The 23,198-nt window shown below is 69.1% G+C and carries 14 protein-coding genes and 2 pseudogenes; 7 read left to right on the top strand and 9 right to left on the bottom strand.

The window, feature by feature from the left end; genetic code table 11:
• Positions 1-9: 9 nt before the first annotated feature.
• Both ACWGE1_RS06685 and ACWGE1_RS06690 read left to right on the top strand, forming a co-directional pair.
• Positions 10-4,707, top strand: coding sequence for a HEAT repeat domain-containing protein (locus ACWGE1_RS06685; protein ID WP_453419459.1), 4,698 nt, complete (start codon positions 10-12; stop codon positions 4,705-4,707).
• A gap of 92 nt (positions 4,708-4,799) precedes the next feature.
• Positions 4,800-5,810, top strand: a complete 1,011-nt coding sequence (locus tag ACWGE1_RS06690) for a hypothetical protein (RefSeq protein ID WP_453419460.1) — start codon at positions 4,800-4,802, stop codon at positions 5,808-5,810.
• 144 nt (positions 5,811-5,954) lie between these two features.
• Here ACWGE1_RS06690 and ACWGE1_RS06695 read toward each other — a convergent pair whose 3' ends face one another.
• A complete protein-coding gene (locus tag ACWGE1_RS06695) occupies positions 5,955-6,149 on the bottom strand; it encodes a hypothetical protein (RefSeq protein WP_453419461.1) in 195 nt (64 codons plus the stop codon).
• A 210-nt stretch (positions 6,150-6,359) separates the two neighbouring features.
• Here ACWGE1_RS06695 and ACWGE1_RS06700 point away from each other — a divergent pair, with 210 nt between their 5' ends.
• On the top strand, positions 6,360-9,572 hold the full coding sequence (locus ACWGE1_RS06700; protein ID WP_453419462.1) for a hypothetical protein: 3,213 nt from the start codon (positions 6,360-6,362) through the stop codon (positions 9,570-9,572).
• Positions 9,573-9,742: 170 nt separating this feature from the next.
• Here the strand turns inward: ACWGE1_RS06700 and ACWGE1_RS06705 are convergent, their stop codons facing one another.
• From ACWGE1_RS06705 to ACWGE1_RS06715, 3 genes and pseudogenes are all read right to left on the bottom strand, one after another.
• Positions 9,743-10,858: a hypothetical protein gene (locus ACWGE1_RS06705; RefSeq protein ID WP_453419463.1), complete on the bottom strand. Its 1,116-nt coding sequence runs from the start codon at positions 10,856-10,858 to the stop codon at positions 9,743-9,745.
• 368 nt (positions 10,859-11,226) lie between these two features.
• Positions 11,227-11,445, bottom strand: a complete 219-nt coding sequence (locus ACWGE1_RS06710; protein ID WP_453419492.1) for a hypothetical protein — start codon at positions 11,443-11,445, stop codon at positions 11,227-11,229.
• 109 nt (positions 11,446-11,554) lie between these two features.
• A pseudogene (locus ACWGE1_RS06715) lies at positions 11,555-11,662 on the bottom strand (CorA family divalent cation transporter); the annotation flags it as partial.
• A gap of 48 nt (positions 11,663-11,710) precedes the next feature.
• On the opposite strand from ACWGE1_RS06715, the gene ACWGE1_RS06720 reads away from it, so the two are divergent.
• Positions 11,711-12,268 (top strand): hypothetical protein, encoded by a 558-nt coding sequence (locus ACWGE1_RS06720; RefSeq protein WP_453419493.1) that lies wholly within the window; start codon positions 11,711-11,713, stop codon positions 12,266-12,268.
• A 525-nt stretch (positions 12,269-12,793) separates the two neighbouring features.
• Here ACWGE1_RS06720 and ACWGE1_RS06725 read toward each other — a convergent pair.
• The 3 genes and pseudogenes from ACWGE1_RS06725 to ACWGE1_RS06735 form a co-directional block, all read right to left on the bottom strand.
• Positions 12,794-13,378: a hypothetical protein gene (locus tag ACWGE1_RS06725; protein WP_453419464.1), complete on the bottom strand. Its 585-nt coding sequence runs from the start codon at positions 13,376-13,378 to the stop codon at positions 12,794-12,796.
• A 105-nt stretch (positions 13,379-13,483) separates the two neighbouring features.
• Positions 13,484-14,014 carry an SMI1/KNR4 family protein gene (locus tag ACWGE1_RS06730; protein ID WP_453419465.1) on the bottom strand — a complete coding sequence of 177 codons (531 nt, stop codon included), beginning with the start codon at positions 14,012-14,014 and terminating at the stop codon, positions 13,484-13,486.
• 90 nt (positions 14,015-14,104) lie between these two features.
• A pseudogene (locus ACWGE1_RS06735) lies at positions 14,105-14,290 on the bottom strand (CorA family divalent cation transporter); the annotation flags it as partial.
• 1,145 nt (positions 14,291-15,435) lie between these two features.
• Between ACWGE1_RS06735 and ACWGE1_RS06740 the strand changes: the two are divergent.
• The 3 genes from ACWGE1_RS06740 to ACWGE1_RS06750 all read left to right on the top strand — a co-directional run bounded on the left by ACWGE1_RS06740 (position 15,436) and on the right by ACWGE1_RS06750 (position 19,049).
• Positions 15,436-15,957: a hypothetical protein gene (locus ACWGE1_RS06740; RefSeq protein WP_453419466.1), complete on the top strand. Its 522-nt coding sequence runs from the start codon at positions 15,436-15,438 to the stop codon at positions 15,955-15,957.
• 205 nt (positions 15,958-16,162) lie between these two features.
• Entirely contained in the window at positions 16,163-18,301 is a 2,139-nt protein-coding gene (locus tag ACWGE1_RS06745; protein ID WP_453419467.1) for a hypothetical protein, read from the top strand.
• Positions 18,302-18,353: 52 nt separating this feature from the next.
• Positions 18,354-19,049, top strand: coding sequence for a hypothetical protein (locus ACWGE1_RS06750; RefSeq protein WP_453419468.1), 696 nt, complete (start codon positions 18,354-18,356; stop codon positions 19,047-19,049).
• 307 nt (positions 19,050-19,356) lie between these two features.
• Here the strand turns inward: ACWGE1_RS06750 and ACWGE1_RS06755 are convergent, their stop codons facing one another.
• Positions 19,357-21,105 carry a UvrD-helicase domain-containing protein gene (locus ACWGE1_RS06755; RefSeq protein ID WP_453419469.1) on the bottom strand — a complete coding sequence of 583 codons (1,749 nt, stop codon included), beginning with the start codon at positions 21,103-21,105 and terminating at the stop codon, positions 19,357-19,359.
• Entirely contained in the window at positions 21,102-23,027 is a 1,926-nt protein-coding gene (locus tag ACWGE1_RS06760) for an AAA family ATPase (RefSeq protein ID WP_438310670.1), read from the bottom strand. Before ACWGE1_RS06760 ends, ACWGE1_RS06755 begins: the two co-directional genes overlap by 4 nt.
• Positions 23,028-23,198 lie beyond the last annotated feature (171 nt).

Below are 23,198 nucleotides of genomic sequence, written 5' to 3' on the forward strand. Positions count from 1 at the left end.
CATCCGACGATGACGATGCCCGCGGACAAACCCTTCCAGGACGCGGTGCGTCGGGCCGACGCCGACTGGCTCGCCGCCCATCTCGACGCGCAGCTCTGCCCGCCGGACGTCTTCGGACGTCTCATCCGGCACGAGGACGCCCGCCTGCGGCATCTGGGACTGCTCCTCCTGCACGAGCGCGTCACCTCGGGCCGGGCGGGCGAGGAGCCCGGGGCGGCCGAACTTGCCGCGCTGCTGCCGGTGTCGCTGGAGGGAACGCCGGAGGCGGTACTCGTCCTGGCGCGGCTCCATGAACGACTGGGGCCGCATCTCCCCGGACACCGGCTGCCGTCGTGGCGTACGGCCGAACTGCCGGCCCGGGTACGGATCGCGTGGCTGCGCGCCGAGATCCTGAACGATCCGGCGGTGATCCGCAAGGAGCCCCGGGGCGAACTGCTCTACCAGGCCGTGCAGGAGACGACCGTCACCGGCGCCCACCGGCCCGATTACCTCGTGAACGAGCTGGCGGACAGCGGTGACCCGGTGCTGCAGGCCGCGGCGCTGCGACTGGCCCGGCAGGGGCTGCACGCCGGTCTGCTGGCTCCCGCTCTCGTCCGCGCACACGTCACCGGCCTGCTCGGTGCCCACCGTACGGATGTCGTCGCCGCGGCGCTGGGCGAACTCGGCCGGCCCTGGGCGGCGTTGGACCCCCTTCCGGCGACACGCCTGTCTCCCTTCCTCACGGCCGATTCGGTGCGGGTACGGCCCGAGGCGGCCGGTGCCGCACTCACGACTGCGGCTCATCACGGGCACGGTGACCTGCTGCGCCGGGTCACCGACGATCCGGATCTGCCACCGGGTCTTCGCCGGCGCGCGATGGAACTGCTCGGTGACCTGGCGGACCGCGGTGACATCGGCGCGCTGACGGCCGTCGCCGCACGGGACCCGTTGCTGTTCGGCGGGCCGCTTGTGACATGCCTGCGCGGGCTCCACCGCCGCGGGCACTTCCCGGACGGTCCGCACGTCGCGTCCCTCATCGGCCTGGCGCTGGCGGATCACTCCGTCGCGCCCCACGAGGTCGCGACGATCCTGTTCACCTGCCGACAGGAGATGTTCCGCGTACTGGTGGACGCGGCCGCCGACGATCCGGGCTGGCCGCGGCGGCTCGCGCTGCTGGTCGCCCTGGCCGGACAGGGGGCGGGGGAGCTCCCGATCGGGGACGCGATCACACGGCTCCTTCCCTCGGCCCCCGTGGCGGGACCGTTCCTCGACGCGATCCGCGCGTTGCGCCATGCGGATGCCGAAGACGCCGTGATCGACCTCCTGCCCTCGGCTCCCGCGGCTGCCCTGGACGCTCTGGAAGCCATGGGCGGGGAGCGGACGGCGGCGGCGCTGAGTGAAGGACTCGGTCTCGCCGTGGAGAGCAGCGAGAGCGAGGGCGTGGGCCGGGGCCGGAGCGTGGGCAGGGGCGTGGGCCGGGGCGTGGGCGTGGGAGTGATCGCACCGCACCTGCGCGCAGTGCGGAACCGCGCCCTTGAGGTGCTGTGGCATCTGACCCACGACCCGTCACAGCGGCGCGCCCTCCTCGTCCGTCTCGACCCCGCCGATCTGCCCGCTCGTATCGCGGCGGACCTCGGTGGCCCGGACGAGCAGGAACTGGCCCTCCTGAGTTCCCATCTGGACCCGGACGAGCCGGTGGCCGCCCTGTGCAGACTGGCCGCCCACGGCGGCGCCGGCACGCTGCCGGTCATCGCGGACCTGCTCCTGCGCATCGTGGCCGAACTGGCCGCGTCCCGGGAGCCGGGCGCAGCCGCCCCGCGCCCCGACAGCGGACAGCCGCCCGGGGAGCCCGTGGTGCCCCAGGAGATCCTGGACGCCGTCCACGGCCTGGGCCGCCGTCTGTACGAGCGGGGACGGATCAGGCCGTCCTGCCTGCTCGACGCGGCGACCGCGGGAGAGGCCGGGGACACACTCGTCGCGACCATGGCGCTGGATCTGCTGGACCGGAGCGGACTGACGGCCGGCGAGCAGGCGGTCCTCCTCGAACTCCTGCTCCGGGTCCCCTCCGCACGCACCCGTGCGCGGGCGCACCGCCTGCTGCGTCACCGCGACCGGCACGTGCGCAAGCACGTGATCGCGTTGCTCGCCCGCGACGCCACCGGGGACGACGCGCAGGCGCTGTCGGCGACCCTGATCGCGCTGACCGCCGCCCAGGACGTCCAGACCGTCCGCCAGGCGCTGCTCGCCCTCGGCCACGCACGGGCCCGCTGGGCCTCCACCGCGATCGCCGCATGTCTCGGCCATCCGAACATGAACGTCAAGAAGACCGCCGCCGAGGTCCTGGTCCGCGCGGGCACGCCCATGGCGGTACCGGCACTGCTCCTCTGGCTCGGGCGCCACGACAACCCGGGTCTGCGCGCCACGCTCATCGAGGCGCTGCGCGCCATCCTCGGCGACGCCTACCCGGCGACCGTCCTCGCCGCCGCCGAGCACAGCGAGGACGGCCGGGCCCGCGGACTGCTGCTGGAGGGCCTCGACCGCACGCTGTCGGCGCGTTCGGTCCTCGCGATGGAAGCCCAGGCGGCGCGGGTCGCACCGACCCTGCTCGCCCTCGTGGCGACCGGCCGGATCGGCCTCGCCCCCGGGACGGTCGAGGACCTGTCGACGGCCATGGCCCGGCACGGGATCACCCCGCCCGCCGCGCCGAGGCCGGCGGTGGACGGCGGAGCGGACCCCGACATCGCATCCCTGACGGCGGAGGGCTGGAATCCGGCGGTCGCGCTGCGCATCGCCGCACGGCGCGAGCTGCCGCACCCCGGCCGGCTCCGGGCACTGCGGCCCATGCTGGCGGACTGGCTCCGCCTGGCCGACGCCGAACCCGCCGTACGAGGTTCCGTACTGCGGCTCGCCCTCCGGCTCTGCCCCGCACCGTGGACGACGGAGGAACGGGCCGCCTTCGCCCGGTTCACCGGGGTCCTCCTCACAGGGCTCGCCGGGCACGCCGGGCACACCGGGGCCTCGGCCGAAGACCGGCGCGACCTCATCGCGGTACTGGAAGCGGTCGCGCCGACACTGCCGGCGGCCCGGAAACCGGCAGTCGCCGAGGCCGTACGCGCACTGCCCTGCGCACCCGCGGGCAACCGCTCCACGCTGCCCCTGCTCCGCAGCCTCGATGCCGTCCTGGTCCGCAACGACCTCGAACGGGCACTCGCCTCGGCCCGGCTGGAGGCCGACCCCCGGCAGGCCGAGACGGCGGTGCTGCGGGACGCGTTCGCCGCACCGCAGGCCCCCGCGGACACCGCACCGGCCGAGGCCGCGGCGTGGCGGGCCGCACTGGACGCCGCGGTGCGCACACCGGACGCCCTGGAGGACTTCCGCCGGCTCCACGTCCCGTACGACGACCTCCGGGGCTCCCGGGACCGCCTGAGCGCACTGATCGATGCCCACGCCTCCGCAGGCCCCGCGGTACGCGCCGTCCTCATCGACTGGATGACGGACATCCAGCCCCTCGACGCACCACCCTGGACCATCGGCGAGACCGGCCACGTGCCGGTGCCGCACCCGCGGACCGTACACATCGACGACCTCGACCAGCCCCGTTCGACCGCACTGCGGGAGCGCCTGCTGACCATGCTGCAGGCATCCGCTCCCGAGCGACGGCACACCGCGGCCCTGGCGCTCCTGGAGTGGCCGGAGCCCGAGGCCCTGCTCCCGGTGCTCCGGGCCTTCCTGCGGGGCCGTGTCGACGTACCCGTCGGCGCCGCCCTGGCCGGCGCCCTGGGCGCCATCGGCGAGACGGAACTCCGCGCGGACGGCGTCCTGCACGACAGGGCGGCCCTCGTGGCGGGCCAACTCGCCCCGTGGGACCTGGAACCGCTGGTCCCGCTGCTGCTCGCATGGTGGGAGCAGGGCCCTGCGTCCAGCAGCTCCGCAGCCGGACGGGCACTGCGCCGGGTCCCCGCCGACGTGCTGGCCGAGCACCTGGGCGACCGCCTCGACGCCGGAGCCTGGGGACTCCTCGACCTGCTCCGCGGACGTGCCCTGCTGCGCACCCCCGCACTGACGCAGACCTGTCGGCGGCTGCGCGCCGAAGGACGCGACGACCTCGCGGACGGGCTCCTCCTCGTCGAGGGTCCGCTGCGCGGCCCGGACGCCGTACGGCAGGACGCCGCCGCCCTGGCAGCGCTCCGCGACCGCGCCCCGGCGGCAGCGGCATCAGCGTCACAACCTCCGTCCCGGCAGGAGCTGTTGGACCTGGCCCGCACCGGCGACCCGGTCCGGATACGCCGGGCACTCATGCGACTGGCCGAGGGACACAGCGGCCCCGACCCGGACCCGGACCCCGGCCTGCGGGATCTGATCGGCGAGTTGCTGCACCATCCCAGGCCCAAGGTCCGTCTGCACGCCCAGCGGACCTCGCGGGCCATGCTGGACCGGCAGACCTACCTGCACCACACGTCGATCCTGCTGGACGACCCCCAGCCGGACCTGGTGCGCATGGCGATCCGCACGCTCTGCCACGCGAACTGGGCACCCGCGATCCCTGCTGTGACCGGACTGCTGGAGCACTCCCACCCCGTCGTCCGCAAGGCCGCGGCGGAGGGACTCATCGCAGTGGGAACGCCGGCGATCCCGGCCCTCACCCACGCCGCCGCCCACGTCCGCCCCGACAGGCGATCCCTCTACACGGAGGTCCTCGACCGGCTCGCGACCACCGAAACCGAGTAGCTCCCGCGCTCGCGAGCACCGAGCGGATCGAGGACCGACCCTCCGGAGAAGGGAAGGAGAGACCCGCCTGGTGCTTCGTGTAGACATTCGGCATGGAATTCGCGCACGTAGCCGCTCTGCCGCTGGCCGAAGAGCTCCTGCCCGGCATCGGTCCGGGCTACTTCCGACCCGATGCCTGGCAGGTGCGGGGCGGAGCGGTCTGGACAGTGGGGAGGCAGGACAAGGACCTGATCCTCGCGCGGATCTCCGAGGACCCGTCGCGGGTGTTCGACGGACAGGAACGCCTGGTGATGCCCCGACCCGGCCTTCGCGTCTCGTTCGCCTCCCCGCTCCCGGACGGAGCCGTGGCCGTCGTCTGCAACGGATACACCGCCGTGGTCGAGGCGGACGGGCGGACGCGCTGGTCCTACGAGCACGATGCCTGGTCCGACGAGCGCATCGCCTCGGGCGCCTGCACCGCCGACGCCGCGGGCCGGCGCCTGCTCGTGACGACACCCGGCCCGACGAACCCCGACGGCTCCTACCCCGGCGACATGATCGTCGTACTCGACCTCACGGACGGTCGGCTCCTCGGACAGACGGTCCTCCCGTCCGCCTCCGCCGGTTACGGCTTCCAGCAGTCCCTCACCGACCCGGCCCAGATCTTCCTGGACGCTCCGCAGGGCGACACCTTCCACGCCCTGCTCGTCACGCTGAACGGCGACACTCCGCAGGCGGAACACGTCGGCTACGAGGACGAGCCGTTCGCGGGCCTGGCCCGCGACGGAGCCTTCCTCAAGCTGGACGTGGGCGGCGACTGGCTGGGCCGCTACCAGCCCGGCCACCCGGACGTCAGCGCCGCCGCGGAGGACGTCCTCCCCGACGGCCTCCGCTTCGTCGGCTATCGGCCGGGTTTCCTCGATGCGGCCCGGGTGCTGGCGGCTGTGGCCGAGGACCAGGACGGCGAGGACAACCGCCACCTCCTCCTGGACGCCCGGACCCTGCGCCCCACCGCCGAACTCACCTATGCGGGCACCACCTGCTGCGACCCCCTGGCCCTCGGCGACGGCACCTGGCTCACCTCCCACCCGGACAACACCCTCCGCCGCTGGCGCACGGCCTGACAGAGGTCCCCGCGAAGCAGTCGCGTTTCTCGAGGGTGAGGGTGGCCCGGCTTGATCCCGTACCGCGCCGAACTTCCCGCTGCTCCGGACCGTCAACATCCGGTGAGAGCAACGGGAATGAGTCGGCGCGAGTCGGCCACCCGGTCACGGCCGGCGGCCCCGGAGTGCGCGGACGACGTCCGCCACAGCGCGCAGGATCCCTGCCCGCTGCGCAGACGTCGTACCCCGCAGGGCCCGGAAGACGATGGCGAGGGTTGCGGCCGTGACCGTCACGACGGTCAGCAGCAGGGCGCAGGCCGGGATGGTGGCGGCGGAGAGCAGGGCTTCGGCGATGGACATGGGGCTCCTGAGTGAAGTGCGGTTCTCCGACCCGATGTCGGACACGGACCAAGGTCTCCGTCCACGCAGATGTCCAGCGACCATCCGTTCGAAGGAAGTCCGAAGCATCGGCCTCCTCGCAGTTCAGCCGCCTAAGCTGAGGAAGGTGTCCACTGCCCACAGGCTGACGGCGAGCCGCAGGTCGACACGGAGGGCGAGGAGAACGGACGCGTGGGGAATCAGGTAGGGAACGCCGCCGCGGGGAAGCTGGAGGCCCGGCTCAAGGCGGACTTGACCGAGGTGGGTCTCCTCTACGACGAACTGTCCCCTGACGGGAAGCCGTCGCTGAGGTCCCTGGCGCGGGAGACGGGGGTGTCGGCCACAACCATCGGACTCTGGCTGAAGGGCCGGCGCGTTCCCCGGGATTTCCAGGCATTGGCCACACTCATTTCCTTGATCGGCCATGCTGCCCACCACGGCCGGGCGCGTACCGGTGGATTATTGGACGTCGCCAGGTGGGAGGCGCAGCACCGGAAGCTGCACCGGGCACGGCTGGACGAGGCCGAGCAGCTGCGCCTCGGAACGGACGCCGCCACCGCTCTGACGAACGCGGACTTCGAGCGTCGGCGCCACTCCCTGACCGACAGGCCGCGGCCGGTGGGGGCCTGGACGGCGGCCGACCTCGGGGTACACCCCTCCATCACGGGATCAACCGTTCCCCGCTCACGCCGGACACCGGGTTTCAATCTCCCGGCCTATCACCTCCGACCGCACGACACCGAGTTGAGAGCGGCTGTTGAAGAGGCCGCGAGCGGAAGCAAGGCCGTGCTCGTGGTGGTCAGAGCGGAGTCGAGCGCGGGCAAGACGCGCTCCGCCTACGAGGCCCTCCAGGCCGTCGAGGGGGTCAGGGACTGGGATCTGATCTTTCCACGGACCACGGCCAGTGCGCTGGAGGTGCTGAAGGCCAGGGCTGTGACACCCCGGACCGTGTTGTGGCTCGACGATGCCCACCGGCTGTTCACCGGAGGCGGGGGCGAGGAATTGGCCGCCGCTCTGCGCACGCGCCAGGCCGAAGGCGGTCCCGTACTCCTCCTGGCCACCATCTGGACGAACTCCTTCCGTGATCTCACCGCACGCATCCACACGAACGGACAAGCGTGGTTGCTCCTGAGCGGCGCGGACACGGTCGTGGACGTACCCGCCCTCTTCACGGAAGAGGACATGCACGCGTTGGGCGGTGCGGAGGATCCTGCGCTCCTGGTCGCGCGATCCCGGGCCCGCGACGGCCGGATCACCCAGACCCTCTCGGCAGGCCTGGAGCTGGCCGACCGGTACGACAACGCCCAGGACGTTCCCGCTTGCTATGGGCGGGCGGTGATCACAGCGGCGATGGATGCCACCCGCTTCGGCTGGGACGGTGCGATTGCACACCGCTTTCTGGAGGACGCGGCCCCCGGCTATCTCACTGACGGTCAGCGTGCCGCGGCCCACGACGACTGGTTCACCGACGCCCTCACCACTTCCCGAGCCAAGGTCCTGGATGTCGTTGCGCCCCTGGAGCCGGTCCCGCGGCCCGGGGCGATGGGTGCCCAGCCCGACGTCTCTCGGCTGACCGACTACCTCGACGCCCACGGACGCGCCGTACGCCGCCGAGCCAGTCCACCGGCCGCGTTCTGGGATGCGGCCGTACAGCACGCCACAGATGTCGAGGCGCTCGTGGGGCTGTCCCTGGCCGCGGCAGACCGGCGCCGCTTCAAGGCAGCCGAGCTCCTCGCCCGCAAGGCCGCCGACGCGGGGTGCTTCGACGGCCTGTGGAACCTGTTCCAGACCTGGACCGGATGGGGTCGACTCGACGAAGCGAGAGACGTTGCCAGGATCTGCTCCGAGTATTCCGCTGACTTCCCTCTCGAGCAGTGCCAGATAGAAGACGATTTGGGCAATTACGCCGAAGCCGAGCGTCTGTTCCACCGATCGGTCGAGGTGCACGGAACATGGGTGTACCGAAGTGGACGCCGGTGGGTTTTCAAGGGGGACTGGATCGCATCGGATCGGATCCGTCGCGCGGCCGCCGAAGCGGGGGACGGCGACGCCGCCTCCGAGCTTGCAGTGGAGAGCGAGGAGGCGGACCGGCCCGAGGAATCCGAACATTTCGCGCGGCTCGCCGCCGACGGGGGCTCGAGCGTCTACGGAGACCTGGCCCGGCGGCGGCTGGCAGCGGGAGACTGCGAAGGCGCCGAGCGCATCGCCCGGATGGCTGCCGACGGGGGAGACGCGTCCGTCTACCGGGAACTCGTCATGGACGGACACGCGGCCGGCGACCACGCCCGTACGGAACGCCTTGCCCGCCTTGCGGCTGACGCAGGGCACCCCGACCTGTATCTGTATGTCGCCGAACTGCGTGCGAGCTCCGGCGACCTGGAGAAGGACGAGTACCTGACCCGCCTGGCGGCCGAGGCGGGCCACGCCCCCGCCTACGCCAGACTCGCACTGTTGCGGGACGTCGCGGGCGACTCCGAGGGGGCCGAAGGATTCGTCCGGCTGGCAGGCGAGAGCGGCCACCCCAAGGCCTATCTGCGCCTGGCCCAACTGCGCATAGGACGTGGCGACGCACAGGGCGCCGAGCTCGTTGCCCGCAGTGGCGCTGACGCCGGATATCCGCCGGCCCATGTGCTCCTGGCCGGCCTGCGGGAGATCGCGGGCGACCGGGAGGGCGCCGAACTCCACGCCCGGCTCGGCTCCGAGGCGGGAGTCGCCCACGGTTACCGCCACCTTGCCGAACTGCGTGAACGGATGGGCAACCGGGAAGGCGCAGAGGAGTTCGCCCGCCTTGCCGCCGCCGCGGGTCGCCCGGACGTCTACGGACGACTCGCCGAGCTGCGCGAGGCGGCCGGCGACCAGGAAGGCGCTGCGAGAATGGCAGCCGAGGCCCGGCGCGCAGGAGATCCGGGCACCTTGGGCGGCCCCGTGGCGAGACGCGGAGAGCCGGAGGTCTCGGCGGGTCACCTTTCGCGGATCTGCTTGAGCCGGGCTCGGCTCCGGATGGAGGCCGGCGATACCGCGGAGGCCGAGCGCTTGTACCGCTTGGCTCTGGAAGGCGGGGAGCCCGAGGCATGCAACCCCGAAGAGATGCCACTTGCGGACATGGACGATGCCTCCGTGGCCCGGGAGGCATACGACGGTCTGGTCCGGTTGCGCGAGCAGGCGAGGGATCGAAGTGGAGCCGACTCTGTCGTCCGCCGGGCGGCCGACGCGGGACACCCCAGTGTGTACGACACTCTCATCCACCTGCGGGAGAAGGCGGGGGACGGCATCGGAGCCGAGCAACTCGCACGCCATGCCGCCGACGCAGGACATGCGGACTCGTACGCGATGCTGGCACGAATGCGTGAGGAGGCCGGTGATGAAGCCGAAGCCTCGCGCTTGTATCGCGTGAGATTCGAATGACATCTCACCAGGTCGCCATACCTCCACACCCGAGCCCGGCCTGCACGGGGCACTGCTGCGCACCGACGCGGTCCGTCGGGCGTCGCGCAGCGGCTCGCCGGCGACGGACCGGGTCCCTTTCACCGGGCCGGTCCGTCGCCGTTCCCTTCGTGGGCGCGTGCGACGTGCGGTCAGCGCGCAGTGGGCGCGGCCAGCCGCTGGAGGTGGTGGGTCAGACCGCCGAATACGCTGTCCCAGCCGCTGGTACCGGCCAGGTAGAGCGAGCCGTCGGGCGTGGTGGCCAACGAGAACACACCGTTCATGCCCGGCTGGATGCCGCTGACGGGCTCCCAAGCACTGCCGGTCCAACGGACCAGGTTCGCACCGCGGGTGACCCCCACGTGGACCTGGCCGTCGTACACGGCGAAGGAGTTGGCGAAGGTGGCACCCGGGACGTCACGGCGGGTCCAGGCGGTGCCGTCCCAGTGGGTGACGTACGCCCCGGTGCGCGGCTCGCCCTGGTTCTTCTCGTCCTGGATGCTCCCCGACACCCAGACGTCGTTGGGGCCGTTGCTCTTGACGTGATTCAGGATGGTGCTGACCTTGGCCGTCGCCGGAACCGGGACCTCCGTCCACCGGATGCCGTCGTAGTGGAGGGCGAGCGCGTGGGAACGCTGGTTGGTCAGAGTGCCCGTGGAACGGTAGCCGACGGCCCAGATGTCGTTCTCCGCCCGTACGTCGATGCTGTTGAGGCTGCCGCTGAACTGGTCGAACTTGGTGGTGTTCCAGGACGTCCCGTTCCAGTGCGTCACCACAGGGGTCCAGCCGTTCTCGCGGGAGTTGCCGGCCGCCCAGAGGCTGTTGCGGCTGACGGCCTCGGCCGCGAGGAGTTCGAGCTTCTGGGTGTTCGGGCTGAGGTTCCCCGACCACTTGGTCCCGTCGTAGTGGTTGACCCGGAAGACGCCGGTGCTCGTGTCAATGCGGCCGATGGCCCAGAGATCGTCGGTGGCGGTGCCGGTAATCGTGGTGACGCTCGCGTCGGCCGGCGGCGTCAGCTGCTTCCAGGTGCTCCCGGTCTTCTGCCACACCTTTTCCGCCAGCCTGCAGCCGATGCAGGTGTTTATGCGGGTCTTGACGAAGGCGTTCTGCGCATCGAAGGGGAGGATGTACGCACCCTGCCCGTCGACGGGCTGGGGCAGCGTCTCCCAGGCCGGTGCCGCAGCGTTCGCCGGTGCTGCGGCCAGCGCGATGGCAGCGATGGCGGTCACCGCAGCCGCACGTAAGGTGCGGCCGACGTTCCTGATCATCTTCTTCTCCAGGTTCACAGTGGTACGAATGGGCCGGTTCCGGTGCCGGGTCACGGCAGGAAGCCCTCGAATCGCACGCCGGGGTCCCTCGCGCAGCCTCCGTCCCGACGGGGCGCGGCCCACGGCACGGCCGGAGGCAGGCGTGAACACACGCTCAGTGAAGGGGAGTTCGGATCCTCGGACAGCAGGCCACACAGTGAGACGTGCAGCAGCCGTGCCGGGCACGGCTGCGGGCGCCCGTGCTACCGCGTCATCGGCCTGCCCGCCCACCGGGGCGGAGCCGGGGGCGTACTGTCACCTCCGCACATTGGTCGCGCCGAACCCTCGACATACTGGTGCGAATTCTGATTGCGCGACCTATCCGACAGTTATGTCGAAAATATCCGGGTGCTTTCGCGCCGGTATCCGTACGCGTCGTGCACGGCGTACGGCGCGAACAGGTCGACGCCCAGGTCCCGCACAGCACGCAGCGGCCCACGGCGGGGCCTCGATGTCGACTCCGAGCCTTGCCGGCCGGGGTTGATCGGGTCGGCGAACAGGTGGGTGCCGGGCCGGGCGTTGCTGCCGTCGACGACCGCCCGGAGCACGGCGGCGATCGTCGCTCCCCGCGACCGGAAGGGCGGCGCGTGCGAGACCGGGCCGCTGTCCTGTCCGCTTCGCTTGCGCCAGGTCGATCAAGCTTGTGCGGTGGTTGGCTGTACGGACCACCGCCACCAGCAGGATCGCGAAGGGGTGGCCCGCTGCCCGGTGGAGTTCCGGCATGGTTTCGAAGTTCATGCCGTAGAGGGTGCCGACCAGGATGGGGGGGCGAAGAGGATGGCAGTGCGCACTTGGAGAACTGGAGTAAGGCCCGTGACTCAGATTGACGCCACATCGTGGAGCCGTTCCCTGCGGGCCCTCTTCGGGGAGGGCATGTTCGCGGCCGTGGGGGCGCGGCGGCGCGATGACTGGCGCCTGGACGCTCTCGACGTCATGCAGCTGCGTACGGACGATCCGCGTGGCTGGTCGAAGGTTGCCGCGGCACCGGGAGGGGGCGATTACGGCACCGGCCCGGACAGCCCGTTCATTGCTGTCACGCCGGGAGACTTCAACACGGCCTTCCCTGTGTTCAGGAGGGGCGTCGTGCAAATCCTGGTCACTCTCCAGGGTGATTGGTTCCGAACAGAGGACATTCCGGATTTCGATGTGCGAGAGGCGGAGCTGACCTCGCATGCGGCAACGATCCTGGAGAGATTCGGAGAAGACGCGCTGTTCTTCACCAATGCGGCGACGGCGCGAAGGAATCCCCATGCCGATATGTTCCGTCGCGAGGGTGCCTATGAGGGCTTCACCAGCCACGTAATGGATTGTGGTGCGATCGCCGTCTCCGCCACGGAAGTCGGCATCTTCTGGAGCTTCACCATCGACTGAGGATCTCCCGTGCGTACCCGTCTGCCACCCATCCCGACCGCGCGGCCGCACCGTGGTGTACCCAGCAGGTCGTCACGCGCAACGAGCAGGCCGTACATCGCCGGCTGGCCCAGGGCGCGCGACCTCCGCCTGGCGGAGCAGCAGGGTTCGCTGCTCGTCGGTCGTGGCGCGCTCCATGATCTGGCCAGGGCCTCCAGCTGAGGCAGGAAGACCCGGGTCGTCGACATGCCACCTTCGGCGGCCGCCGAGCTGCGCGCACACGAGGTCGCGCTGCCCCCGGGCGGCCCCGAACTCGATCGGGAGAAGCGCTCCTTCCCTCTGGCCCTGACCACGACCTACGGCAATGAGGTCCTCGAGGCGGTGAATCCGTCGTCACCCTCGCCCGATCGCTCGGCCACTCCGGTTCGGCCATCACCCTCGCCAGATACGCCCACTTTATGCCGGAGGCCGGCGGCAGGGGCCGAGCGGCCATCGACGCACTGCTTGGCACGGCGCCCGAGTAGTACCTGAGGGCCTCGTTCCCTCTCACGGAAGCATCTGAGAACCCGTACCGACAGCGGTCGCCTGCGCCCGGCAGCGTTCCAGTCCAGCCGTCACGTCCGCCTGGTCCGGGCCGTCCTCGGTCGCCAGGAGTTCCCCGGTCGTAACCATGGCCGCCCAGAACTCGGGAGGTGAGCCCCGCCCGTTCCGGAACCGGGTCTGTGCGAAGAGCAGGAAGATCTTCGTGAGCTCCCCGGTGCGAAACCAGGGGATCATGCCGCCGGGAAAGCCTCCGCGGGCGCAGGCGGCAGTCCACAACAGTTCGCGGATCCGCTCGCCGTGACCGTCCAGCACTCGGTCCACGACGAACACGTGCCCACAGGTGAGAAGCATGGCGACGACGTCTTCCTCTCCCGCCTCGAACTCGTCGAAGAGGGGCCGTGCCTCGCGGATTCGAGCTTCGGCGTCCGGCCGGGGCACCTCCAGGGCCAGACATAGGGCCAACGCGCAGGCGTCCCACTCACCGGTGCGCGCGGCCAGTTCGGCGAAGACCTCCTCCTCGTCCTGTCCGGTGGCCAGCATCTCGCGAGCCTCCAGAACCAGCGCGTCCTCGTCTTCCCCGTGCTTCATGGCCGGAGGCTACAGCGGTGCTCGAACGCGACAGAGGGGCGCGATGACTTGGGTGTCCCCTCAGTCTCCTGATTCCGGCTGGTCGTGCAGGTGACGACGCTGGGTTCAGCGGCAGAGGTCCATGATGGTGTCGTCGAAGTCGGGGAACTCCTGGGCCGCCAGCTCGATCACGGCTGCCGCCGACCGGCGCTGGTTCGGTGCGAATCCTTCGGCGATGGATGCCAACTCCGGATTGGGCTGCGCCTTCCAGTCCGGCTCGTAGGACGTGGCGGCTTCCCAGGGGCCGAAGCCGTCGGCCAGTAGCCACAGGAAGTCGCCCAGGTCGCGTGCTACGACACCGGTCTCGCCCTCGGAGCCGAGGAAGACCACGGGTTGCTCGACCAGTGGCCGGCTCTGGCGGATGAGCCAGATCGCCGCGTACCCGCCCGTGCCGTCCTGCCCGAACACGCGGAAGTCGTTGCCGTCCAGTTCGCTGTTCCCGGTCCATGCCTGGAACCAGTCGGTGGTCTCGGCAGCGGACAGGAAAGCCGGGAAGGGTTCGAAGTCGACCCCGGTCTTCCCGTCGGCGTAGTCGAATGGAACGGCCATCGCATTGGCGAGCGCGGCGGGGAACTGGCGGCTTTCGGTGGGCTTCACGGAGACAGGCTAGACAGAGGGTCGGACATCGGCGCCCCACGGGCAAGGTTGTTGGACCACTGCCGGTTTGTAGTGGCGCTGTTGTGCGGCCTACAGCCAGTCGCGCTTCCTGAAGATGACGTACAGGCTCACGCAGACCACCGCCATCAGCAGGATTGCGAAGGGGTGGCCGCCCGCCCACTTCAGCTCGGGCATGTCCTCGAAGTTCATGCCGTAGATGGTGCCGACCAGGGGCGGGGCGAAGAGGATGGCGGCCCAGGCGGAGATCTTCTTGAAGTCGTCACCCTCCCGCCGCTGACCTGCGGAAACCGGCTGGTCAGGCGCTCTGACCTGCGACGATCCGCCTTTCAGGCTCTTTCGCCGTGCTGCCCGTTGATGCGCCCGGCCCTCCCCAGCCGCTCCCCAATGGGGCTGCGTTCTCCCCAGTTTCTCCCCAGCCGCAGCAGCCTGGGAAGACGGATCGTCACCGGCCAGAGCCTGATCCGAGCGTCGCTCCGAGTAGATCGTTTTCCCGGGACGTCGCGGCCCGGCGCAGGGCCTCGTGCTCCTGTGCCAGCACTTGCTACGCCAACGTGCTTCGAGCTCTCCTGGCTGGTTGTTCCGGGCTTGGTCCCATCGTCGATGTCCGCCCGGCACACCCACTTCCCAGCGTCATCGCGTGGACTCCGAAGTCGGCGGCCACCTGCTCGATCGTTACGCCGGGCCGCGGATACTCGCGACCCCGCGACGTCCTGGCGGGATTGTTCCGGGTTGGGGGTTTAGGCGCAGCGACATCCTTTCCACGCGCCCCGCACTGCAAGCCAGATCAGATGGCACCCGACGTGCGGCAGCCCCGGTGCCCACCGGCAGCCCCTGCTACAAGCAGTTGGTGGCTGATACCTGTATCTCTCTGCTTCGCCGATCCATGCCTCTCAGGTAACAGTAGAAACAGTAGGCATCGCACGTCACATTAACCTAGTGAATGTGATGGCGGAAACAGATCGCGAGGTGGCTTGCAGAATCAAGTGAATTTCGGATTCTCCGTCATCTCGCCGGACCGTGTGGACGCTACGGCTATGCGACTTCATCTCCTGCGCTGGATCCTCGACCCCGTCACCAGCTGGCAGGCGCTTCGGGTGTCCACGGCCAGCCGTGGACGCACTTCATTCGACGTGGCCTGGCGGCGGGCCAGGGTCGCTAGACACCCTGAAGAGGCTCCCTATGTGTGGCTCGGACACAGGGCTCCCGCTGGCACCGACCAGCATGACCAGACCGGCAACAACCGGCCACATGGCCCGATTCGACACGACTAGTTTTCGGTCGACAACAGCGGTGATCGAGAAGACCGTGGGCTTTCCGCCACATTCTGAAAAGGATTCCTCGACGCTTGGCCGGTTCGTGAGAATCAAGAGCCTGCCAGCCAGACAACGGGGGAGAGTGTCATGCCGGATCCTGTAGAGATCGCCCTGATCAGTTCAGCCGTGCCCGCCACGCTAACCTTCCTGTTTCAGCGACTGGAACACCTGCTCAGCCCACGCCGCCGTGAGATCGAGCCCGACGTCAGCCTTCCCGACACCCTGGTCGGAGCGCTTCAGCTGCCCCTGCACCCGAACGAGGAGCGCCTTCAGGTCTACGAACGTGAACTCGAAGTGCTCCACCTCGTCCTCCAGGGTTACGCCGGCCGTAGCCTGGACACAGACATCACAGACCCGAACCTGCTGCGCAGCATGACGATGCTGCGGGCCGCTCTCGAGGACATCTACGGGCAGCGCCTGACCTTTGAAGGCGAGAACCGCCCAGCCTCCGGGCCGTTCGTCGAACAGAAGCTGACCACACTCACCGGTGAGGCCACCGGCATGGATGCCGACGAGATTAACGGGAACGCCCGGGTCGCTCAGCAGGTGGAAACGGTCGAGGCAAACGCCAAGCTTATCGGAATGAAGGCGCGCCGGATCGGCGGATAGCAGCGCCGAAACGCCACCCGCTGCGCACCCGCGCAACGGCGCCATCCGTCCGAAGGGCCGTGTGTTGACACTGAATGAACCGACCGTCCCCAGCCAGCCCCGCGGCCTGCCGGCACTGGCTCCACCCTCCAACGGCACCGACGAGACCAAGCCTCCCGCCGCCCTCCCCTCCGGGGCCGCCTCTACTACCCCTGCGCCTGCCACAGTGCTCGCGCAGGACGGCGTCCAGCCCGCTGCCGAGCAGTCACCGGTGCCTGCGGAGGCGACCACCACAGCTGATCGCGTGTCCGAACCGGATCGCCATGCCGAAGACCTCACCAGCGACGCCGACTTCGCGCTGAGGGTCGAACAGAAGGTTCCGAACAACCAGGGCACGGTCATCGGCGTTCAGAACAACCACGAGATCCAGCGACTACGCGGAACCCCTCTGACCGACGACTGGGTCCGCGGGCGCCTGCGCAGCTTTGCCAGCAACGACGAAACGACGAAGGCACTCGAGACGATCCTCGAAGCCCACCGCGTCGTGGTCATCCACGCGCCGCCCGGTACGGGCCGTTACACCACTGCCCTGCACATCCTCACCACCTTGCGTATGCGCTCCATCCGCCAGGTCAGGCGTCTCCCCGACGACAAGATCGAACTCGAAGGGCTTCTGGACCAGGACACCGGCTGGATTTTGGACCTGCGACACGAGACACAGCCGCTACCCACCGCCACCGGACTTCATCTGAGAGAGATCGCGGATCATCTGCGCGAGACCCGATCGTTCGTCGTCGCCGTCGTCCACACCGACACCTGGACGAGCGTGGCTGTCGAAGCATCAGATCTGGATCATCAGCTCAAGCCCGCGGACGGGCTCCGTGTCGCCCGCGCGCACCTCGCCGACCAGCCTCTCAAACCGAGCGAGGTGGACCAGTGGCTCAGCGACAGCGGGATCACCAGCCACCTCCAGCACGCCACACCAGCGATGGCGGTCAGCTGTGCCCACACAATCGCGTCGGCCGTCACGCTGAACCGCTCAACGGCGGAACCGAAATCCTTCGACGAACTCGTCGGCTTCGTCATCCAGTCCGCGCAGAACTGGCGTAGCGAACTCCTCAATTGGCACAGGGAGCACACCGACAGCGGTCACCGCACCTACCTGCTCGCAGCCGCCGTACTCGACGGAGCAACAGCCCAGACCGTCTACGACTCCCACCTCAAGCTCGGCACGGCACTCGAAGACACACCCGTACCCACTAAAGGCCAGCGTGGCCCCGGCATCATTGAACTCACCAACACCATTAATGCAGACCTCGGCGCCGACGACCGCGTCCGCTTCCTACGCCCGGGATACGCCGAAGCCGTCGTCGACTACTTCTGGGTCGACCGCCCCCACCACGTCGAGGCCTTCACCCACTGGACAGCCGAGCAAGCAGCCCTCCTGTCCGGCGGCCTCGGGATCCGTCTGGCTGATCGCGTCAGCCAGTGGGTCATCCGCTACACCCTTGCCAAACAGAGCCTGACTGTCCTGCGCGCGACCGCCACCCACTGGGCAGCCACAAAGAACCTCAGCGGCCACGCGGTGGACCTCCTGGTTGCCGCCGCCATTGACCCGCAAACCGGCAAGCTCGCCCGCGATAAATACCTTCAATGGGCCAGCGCCCCCGACCAGCCACCCCCCGATGAACGCGGTCACACCCCGGTCGCCCTCAAGCGCGTCCTCGCCGAAGCAATGGCACAACTCGGCCCCGCCTATCCCAGGGTCGCAGTGAGGCGACTGGCAGACCTCGCCGCCCACACCGGCAACGCCACCGTCACACAAGCCGTTGGCGAGGCCCTGATGGCCATGTGGGACCAAGAAGGCTTCGCGGAACGGATCCGCGACACACTCACCACGTGGTTCACCGCAGCACAGCACCATCAAACCGCGGCCGCCCGCCGCGCCTTCCTGCATCTCGCAGAACGGACCGGCCCCTACGGCATCCCCATCCTCCTGGCCACAGACAACAGCGGACCAGACCCTTGGACCCTCACGGGCTGGCGCCGATCCCTCGACGACGCCAGCAGTAGCCAGATCCAAGGCGCCGTCAACGCCTGGTTTGACGCCGCGCTCGCACACCGCGACCTCCGCACCGCAATCGTCACCACCTTCACCGAAGCCGTCTTCCGATCCGATACCGATCGCACCTACCTCGCTCAGCGGTACATCGTTCTCAACCACGCCGCCAATGGATGGGAACCTGCCCACGCCGGGCAGCAGCCCACGGAACGTACCCGCCTGCGCGACGAGGTGCTGATCGCCATCCGAGAGGCAGACCCCACAGCCCCGATCCATGCCGGCGATGCGCCGACTACGGCGTAGAGGGGGTGGCTGGCCTCAACCCCGGGCGGGCAACCTCAGCATTACTTGCCCCATGCCCAATGTGATGCCCGGCCACCCCTTCACCCTCACCCTCACCGGGGCGTGGGAAGAACTCCCCTCGCCGCGTCCCCACCACAATCCCGACGCTGCCGCCAGCCACCACGCCCTGACCATCGTCCGCAACATCACCTCGAACCTCACTCCGGCTGACGCCGTCCTGGCAGCGGCCCGCATCAACACGCTCCTCGGTCAGGCCTCCGACATCCCGGGCATCCCTGTCAGGCTCGTCTGGGCCCACGTCGACCTGAGCACGGACCTCGAGGCACTCAGCGCCACGACCCGACACCAACGTCACCAGTACGAGGAGGAACAACGCCGCGCCGAACAGGCCCGCCACCTGGAGACGGCTCGCGCCTTCCGGACCACAGTGATGAGCGACCCCTCCCTGGCCCTGGCCTACTGGTACGCCACCGCGCCGCACACCATCGACGAAGACACGCTTACTCGCCTCGAACAACTGCATAGCCAAGTAGCTGCCTACGCACCACAAGGTCGCTGGGCACTCCTCGCCCGTCTGCTTCACACCTTCATCAGTGACCTGACCACCGATGCCAAGAACCACCTGATCGACACGATGGCTGCCCTCACCGACCGTTACGGGCAACCTGACATCGCCAGCGAGATCCGCACCCTGCACACCCCAGACCTGGCCGAGCAGCATGTCACCGCTCAGGGGCCAAACCCCTGAGCGCCCCAGACGCGACGAGGGCCGCCGATGACAACGGGGAACACTCACGCAGCGCCGGCCGCCGAATTGGCGGGCCGACGGCTGGCGCGGGTAAGCCGCAGGTCATCACCACTCCGCCTGGAACGGGCGAAGCTAGGTCCATGGCTCTCGACTTCGGCCAGCCGCACTTCAAGCGCGCTGCATCGATCCGGTGCTGCGTTGTCCAGGCACCGTACGAGTAGCGTCCGCACGCCCTGCTGCATGAGGCGTCGCTCGCATAGTCTCCCAACTCACAAGACCTGCCCCTGCCCTGCAGCTTGGAAAAGAATCATGTGATTCGCACGGGCACTTGGCGACCGTCCAATAGTTGGGCCAGCGCGTTGATCTCCTCCTCGGGCAGGGCGATGGCGGCCAAGCGGCGGGCGCGAGTGACGGCGACGTACCAGACACGCAGCACCTCGTCGGTGGCCGGATCCGAGGTGGCCCATCGTTGGACACTTCCGAGGTCGGGCAGCAGTAGCAGGACCCCGTCGGCTTCGTCGCCTTTGAGCTGGTGGACGATGTTGGTACGTATGCCGGTGGCCGGCTGGGAGCGGGGCAGTGTGGGTTTTCCTGCAAGGCGGCCCTTGCTGCCCTGCGGAGCAGCCCCGGGCAGAGGGGGCCAGGCCTTCATGGCCTGCCACACCTGTGGACCCCATTCCTTGTGGGGTGCAGGCAGGCTGTGGAGGAACGCGAAGGCCGTGCGGTAGATCTGACCTGCCGATAGGCGGTGAGCAGCCATGATGCGGTCGAGGCCGCCCGTTTCGCCTGGATACCAGTAGCCGAACAGGGCGCGTATGGCGGTGGCGCAGGCCCGGGCGAGGTCGTCGCTGGAGGCGCCCGTGGTGTGGACAGCGGTGCGGGCCCAGGCCAGGCTCGTGATGGCGTTGGTGTTGGGCTTCTCCCGGGCAATTCCCGGCAGGGTGGCGTATCTGTAGGCGGTCACGAGGCAGTCCTTGGCCTCGATGGCGTACTCCTCGGCGCGTGCACGGAAGGCATCGACGATGTTGTCACCGGTCGGAGAGTGCAGGTGACGGCTGCCGGAGGTGGCGAACCGGGTGGGCAGCAGCAGGACAGGGATGTCGTCGTCGCGCATGACGGATGCGTCCGGTGGGCGTTGTCCCGTGCGCAGGGTGGCCGCCAGGTGGCAGATGACGGGAGAGCTTCGCCAGTTGCCCGTCAGGCGGTGAGGAGTGTGGGACAGACGGGCTGCGAAGTTCCCAAGTGCGTGCGGTTCGGCGCCGCGCCAGGCGTAGATGGCCTGGTCCGGGTCGCCGACGAGGATCAGCGGTAGGCCGGCGTCGTGCAGTAGCTGGAGAATTGCCAGGTCGGCGGCTGAGCAGTCCTGGGCCTCATCGACGACGATTTCCGCGAACCGGGAGCGTAGCGGGGGCAGTAGCTTGGCTGAGGCCTCGGCGTTGTGCAGGTTCCACAGAGCCAACAACCGTGCCTCATGCCCGGTGAAGTATCCCTGCTGGCACAAAGACTTGCGGGTGGCGAAGATCTTCTCCTGCCAAGCCAGGCGGTCGTAGGCGCTGGCTTCGATGAGCTGCCTGGTGTCGTAGTCGAGGTTGTTCCAGACCACCTCCTCGCGCGCTGGATCGTGCGAAGGGTGCAGGGCCATGGGGAAGCGGTGCAGTGAGATTTCGCGGTCTGTACCCTGCACCGGGGCCTTGATGCTCGCCCACGAGTCCAGTAGCCGGGGCACGGGCTCGGCTGGACGCCGAGGCTTGACCAGGAACTCCCACAAGAACGAATCGAGCGTGCCGATGAAGTGTGGTGCCTGGACGAGGTCGGCGCGGCCCGCCTGGCGGCAGCGGCGGGCCATCTGATCCCGCGCTACCCGAGTAAACGAGATCAGTGCCCGGCCTTGGCGTAGCAGCCGTCTGGGCGACTGCAGATGGCGGTTGGTGATCACATGCGTTTTGCCCGCGCCTGGGCAGGCGGGTACGTAGGCCGGAGCGATCACCGTTGTTGCGGTGTTCTGCTGTGCCTCGGCGTCGGCTCGCACCGTCTTCGTCTGCTCCGGCTCGCTCATGGCGTGATCAACCCGGCAGCGCTGTCGATGGCGACGATGAAGCGGATGGCGTCCGCCAGGTAGTCGGGCACGGTGAACTCAACTGCCGGATCGCCCAGCACATCGGCGAGCTCCTGGGCGAAGAGGCCCTTGGAGATCTCGGTGCCCTTCACGACCTGCTCGTCCGCGCCCGTGGCAGTCCGACTGGTCTTCGCGACGAACAACTCCCCGAATGCCAGGGCGGGGTCCTTTGCCTGGGCGACTTGCTCCCAGCGTTCCTTCGAGCGCGGCGCACACCGCAGGAACGCGGCCTTCAAGGCGGCGATGTTGTCGGCCGACCACAGCGCCGGTTCCAGCGTGCGGGGTGCCGCGGCCAGGTGTAGCTCACCAGGCGAACCCCAGCGGAGGGGAAGCGCCCGCAGTGACTGCAGCCGGCGCGGTTCCGGCTGGTCGGGTGCCACATCGGTGTCGGTGATCAGCACCACCCGCCGTCCCAGGCTCATCCCGTCCACGGGTGCCAGAAGTACCCGCAGATAGACCTCGAATCCGACGCCGTCGACGATCACCCGGGTGGTGCCGAAGAAGCGTTCCAGTGCTTCGGACGCTTCCCGGACTGCTCGTGCGTCTGAACCCGCCGGGGCGGCAAGGACCCGCTCGGCCAGGGCGGGCAGCAGAAGAAGTTCGGAAATGCCCTCCACCAGAATTGCTCGTGACGCGAATAGTAGGGCGCTCTTCGTGGCATCCAGGTAGCGGTCCAGATGCCTTATCCGATCTGGGCTCAGATGCAGCCGGGGAATCGGCAAAGGATGTGCCTGCCAGCCGCTGGACCACCCGGCCGGGCACCGGGCCATAATCACCAGATTCTCCACGCTGGCGGCAGCCGACAGGATCGGGGAATGGGTCGTGACCACCACCTGCAGATGCCCGGCCGGCTGGGACGGGTCACCGGCAGGACGACAGCGCGAGGCCCGCGCCCGCTGCTGCAGGTAGCGCAGCAGCAGCGTCTGCAGTTGCGGATGCAGGTGCGCTTCAGGCTCCTCGACCAGCAGCAGGGTCAGGTCGGCGTCCGCTGCTGCGTCCAACTCTGCCATCACTGTGGCGATGAACAGGGCATTGGAGTAGCCCAGCCCCGAGGCCGACAGCGGAAGAGGCTGGCCGACGGCATCACCCAGCAGCACCCGGAGCGACCGGGCGATCGACGCGAACGTAGGCTCGGCCAGCGCGAGTTGACTAGTCTGGGGGTGTGCGCCGACGGTCATGTTCCGCAGAGGGTCATTAATTTTCTCGCTGACTCTAGCCACGTCCGGATCCGCAGCCACCCTCTTCAGATCGCTGCCGATCCGTTCCACGAAGGCATCAACCTGCTCATCGTCCCCCAACAGCCCGCGAAGGATCATCCGCACCCGGTCCCCGCCAGCCGAGGCCAGCTCTCGCTCCGCGTCGCGCAGCGCGGGCAGGTAGACATGCCGCACGCCCCCACGAGCGGGAGGATCGCCTGTGACGGGGAGGCCCACGCCCTGCGTCCAGACGGTACTTCCTCGGCGTCCGCCCGGCTGTGGTGGTGTCCAGGACACCTGCCACCGCGCGGTACGACTATCGGGAGCTCCTTCGGGCAGCAGTGCCTCCAAGTACGCCCCACTGTGCTGCGGACCGATGCCTGCTACGTCCAGTTGCAGGAGAGGGCCGCCCAGCGTGGCCGCAGCCTGCAGGACGTCAGCTTCCTCGAAGTACCGTATTCGGCGCCCATCCAGGGGATCCGCGAGCAGTCGGAGCGCGTCGATCACGCTCGACTTGCCTGCGTTGTTCTCCCCGACCAGGACCGTAACTTCCGGCCGCAGCGGGATCTCCACCCGCTCGCATGATCGGAATCGCTCTACCAACACCTTGGACGCGTACACCGCTCGCCCCACCCCTGATCCGTCACCCAGAGCAACAGTGATCATATGATGGTAGGTGTTGTGTGGCGTGATCTGTCCGTCATCTCCAACACTTCTTGCCGCAAGGGCACGTCGAGTCTTGGCTGCGCTCGGCGATCGTTTCCCGGCGTGGCATCCGTCGGCTGCCCGATCGGGATACCGCAAGCGCCGCCCGCTACGTGCATGCCGCCATGGCGG

It is taken from the genome of Streptomyces sp. NPDC054932, assembly GCF_053610205.1.

Bases quoted from the DNA above. Each gene is read 5' to 3' on its own strand.
- ACWGE1_RS06695 (WP_453419461.1), bottom strand. From the start codon at position 6,149: ATGTCCATCGCCGAAGCCCTGCTCTCCGCCGCCACCATCCCGGCCTGC.
- ACWGE1_RS06725 (WP_453419464.1), bottom strand. From the start codon at position 13,378: ATGAAGCACGGGGAAGACGAGGACGCGCTGGTTCTGGAGGCTCGCGAG.
- ACWGE1_RS06685 (WP_453419459.1), top strand. From the start codon at position 10: ATGACGATGCCCGCGGACAAACCCTTCCAGGACGCGGTGCGTCGGGCC.
- ACWGE1_RS06690 (WP_453419460.1), top strand. From the start codon at position 4,800: ATGGAATTCGCGCACGTAGCCGCTCTGCCGCTGGCCGAAGAGCTCCTG.
- ACWGE1_RS06755 (WP_453419469.1), bottom strand. From the start codon at position 21,105: ATGAGCGAGCCGGAGCAGACGAAGACGGTGCGAGCCGACGCCGAGGCA.
- ACWGE1_RS06705 (WP_453419463.1), bottom strand. From the start codon at position 10,858: ATGATCAGGAACGTCGGCCGCACCTTACGTGCGGCTGCGGTGACCGCC.
- ACWGE1_RS06760 (WP_438310670.1), bottom strand. From the start codon at position 23,027: ATGATCACTGTTGCTCTGGGTGACGGATCAGGGGTGGGGCGAGCGGTG.
- ACWGE1_RS06750 (WP_453419468.1), top strand. From the start codon at position 18,354: ATGCCCAATGTGATGCCCGGCCACCCCTTCACCCTCACCCTCACCGGG.
- ACWGE1_RS06740 (WP_453419466.1), top strand. From the start codon at position 15,436: ATGCCGGATCCTGTAGAGATCGCCCTGATCAGTTCAGCCGTGCCCGCC.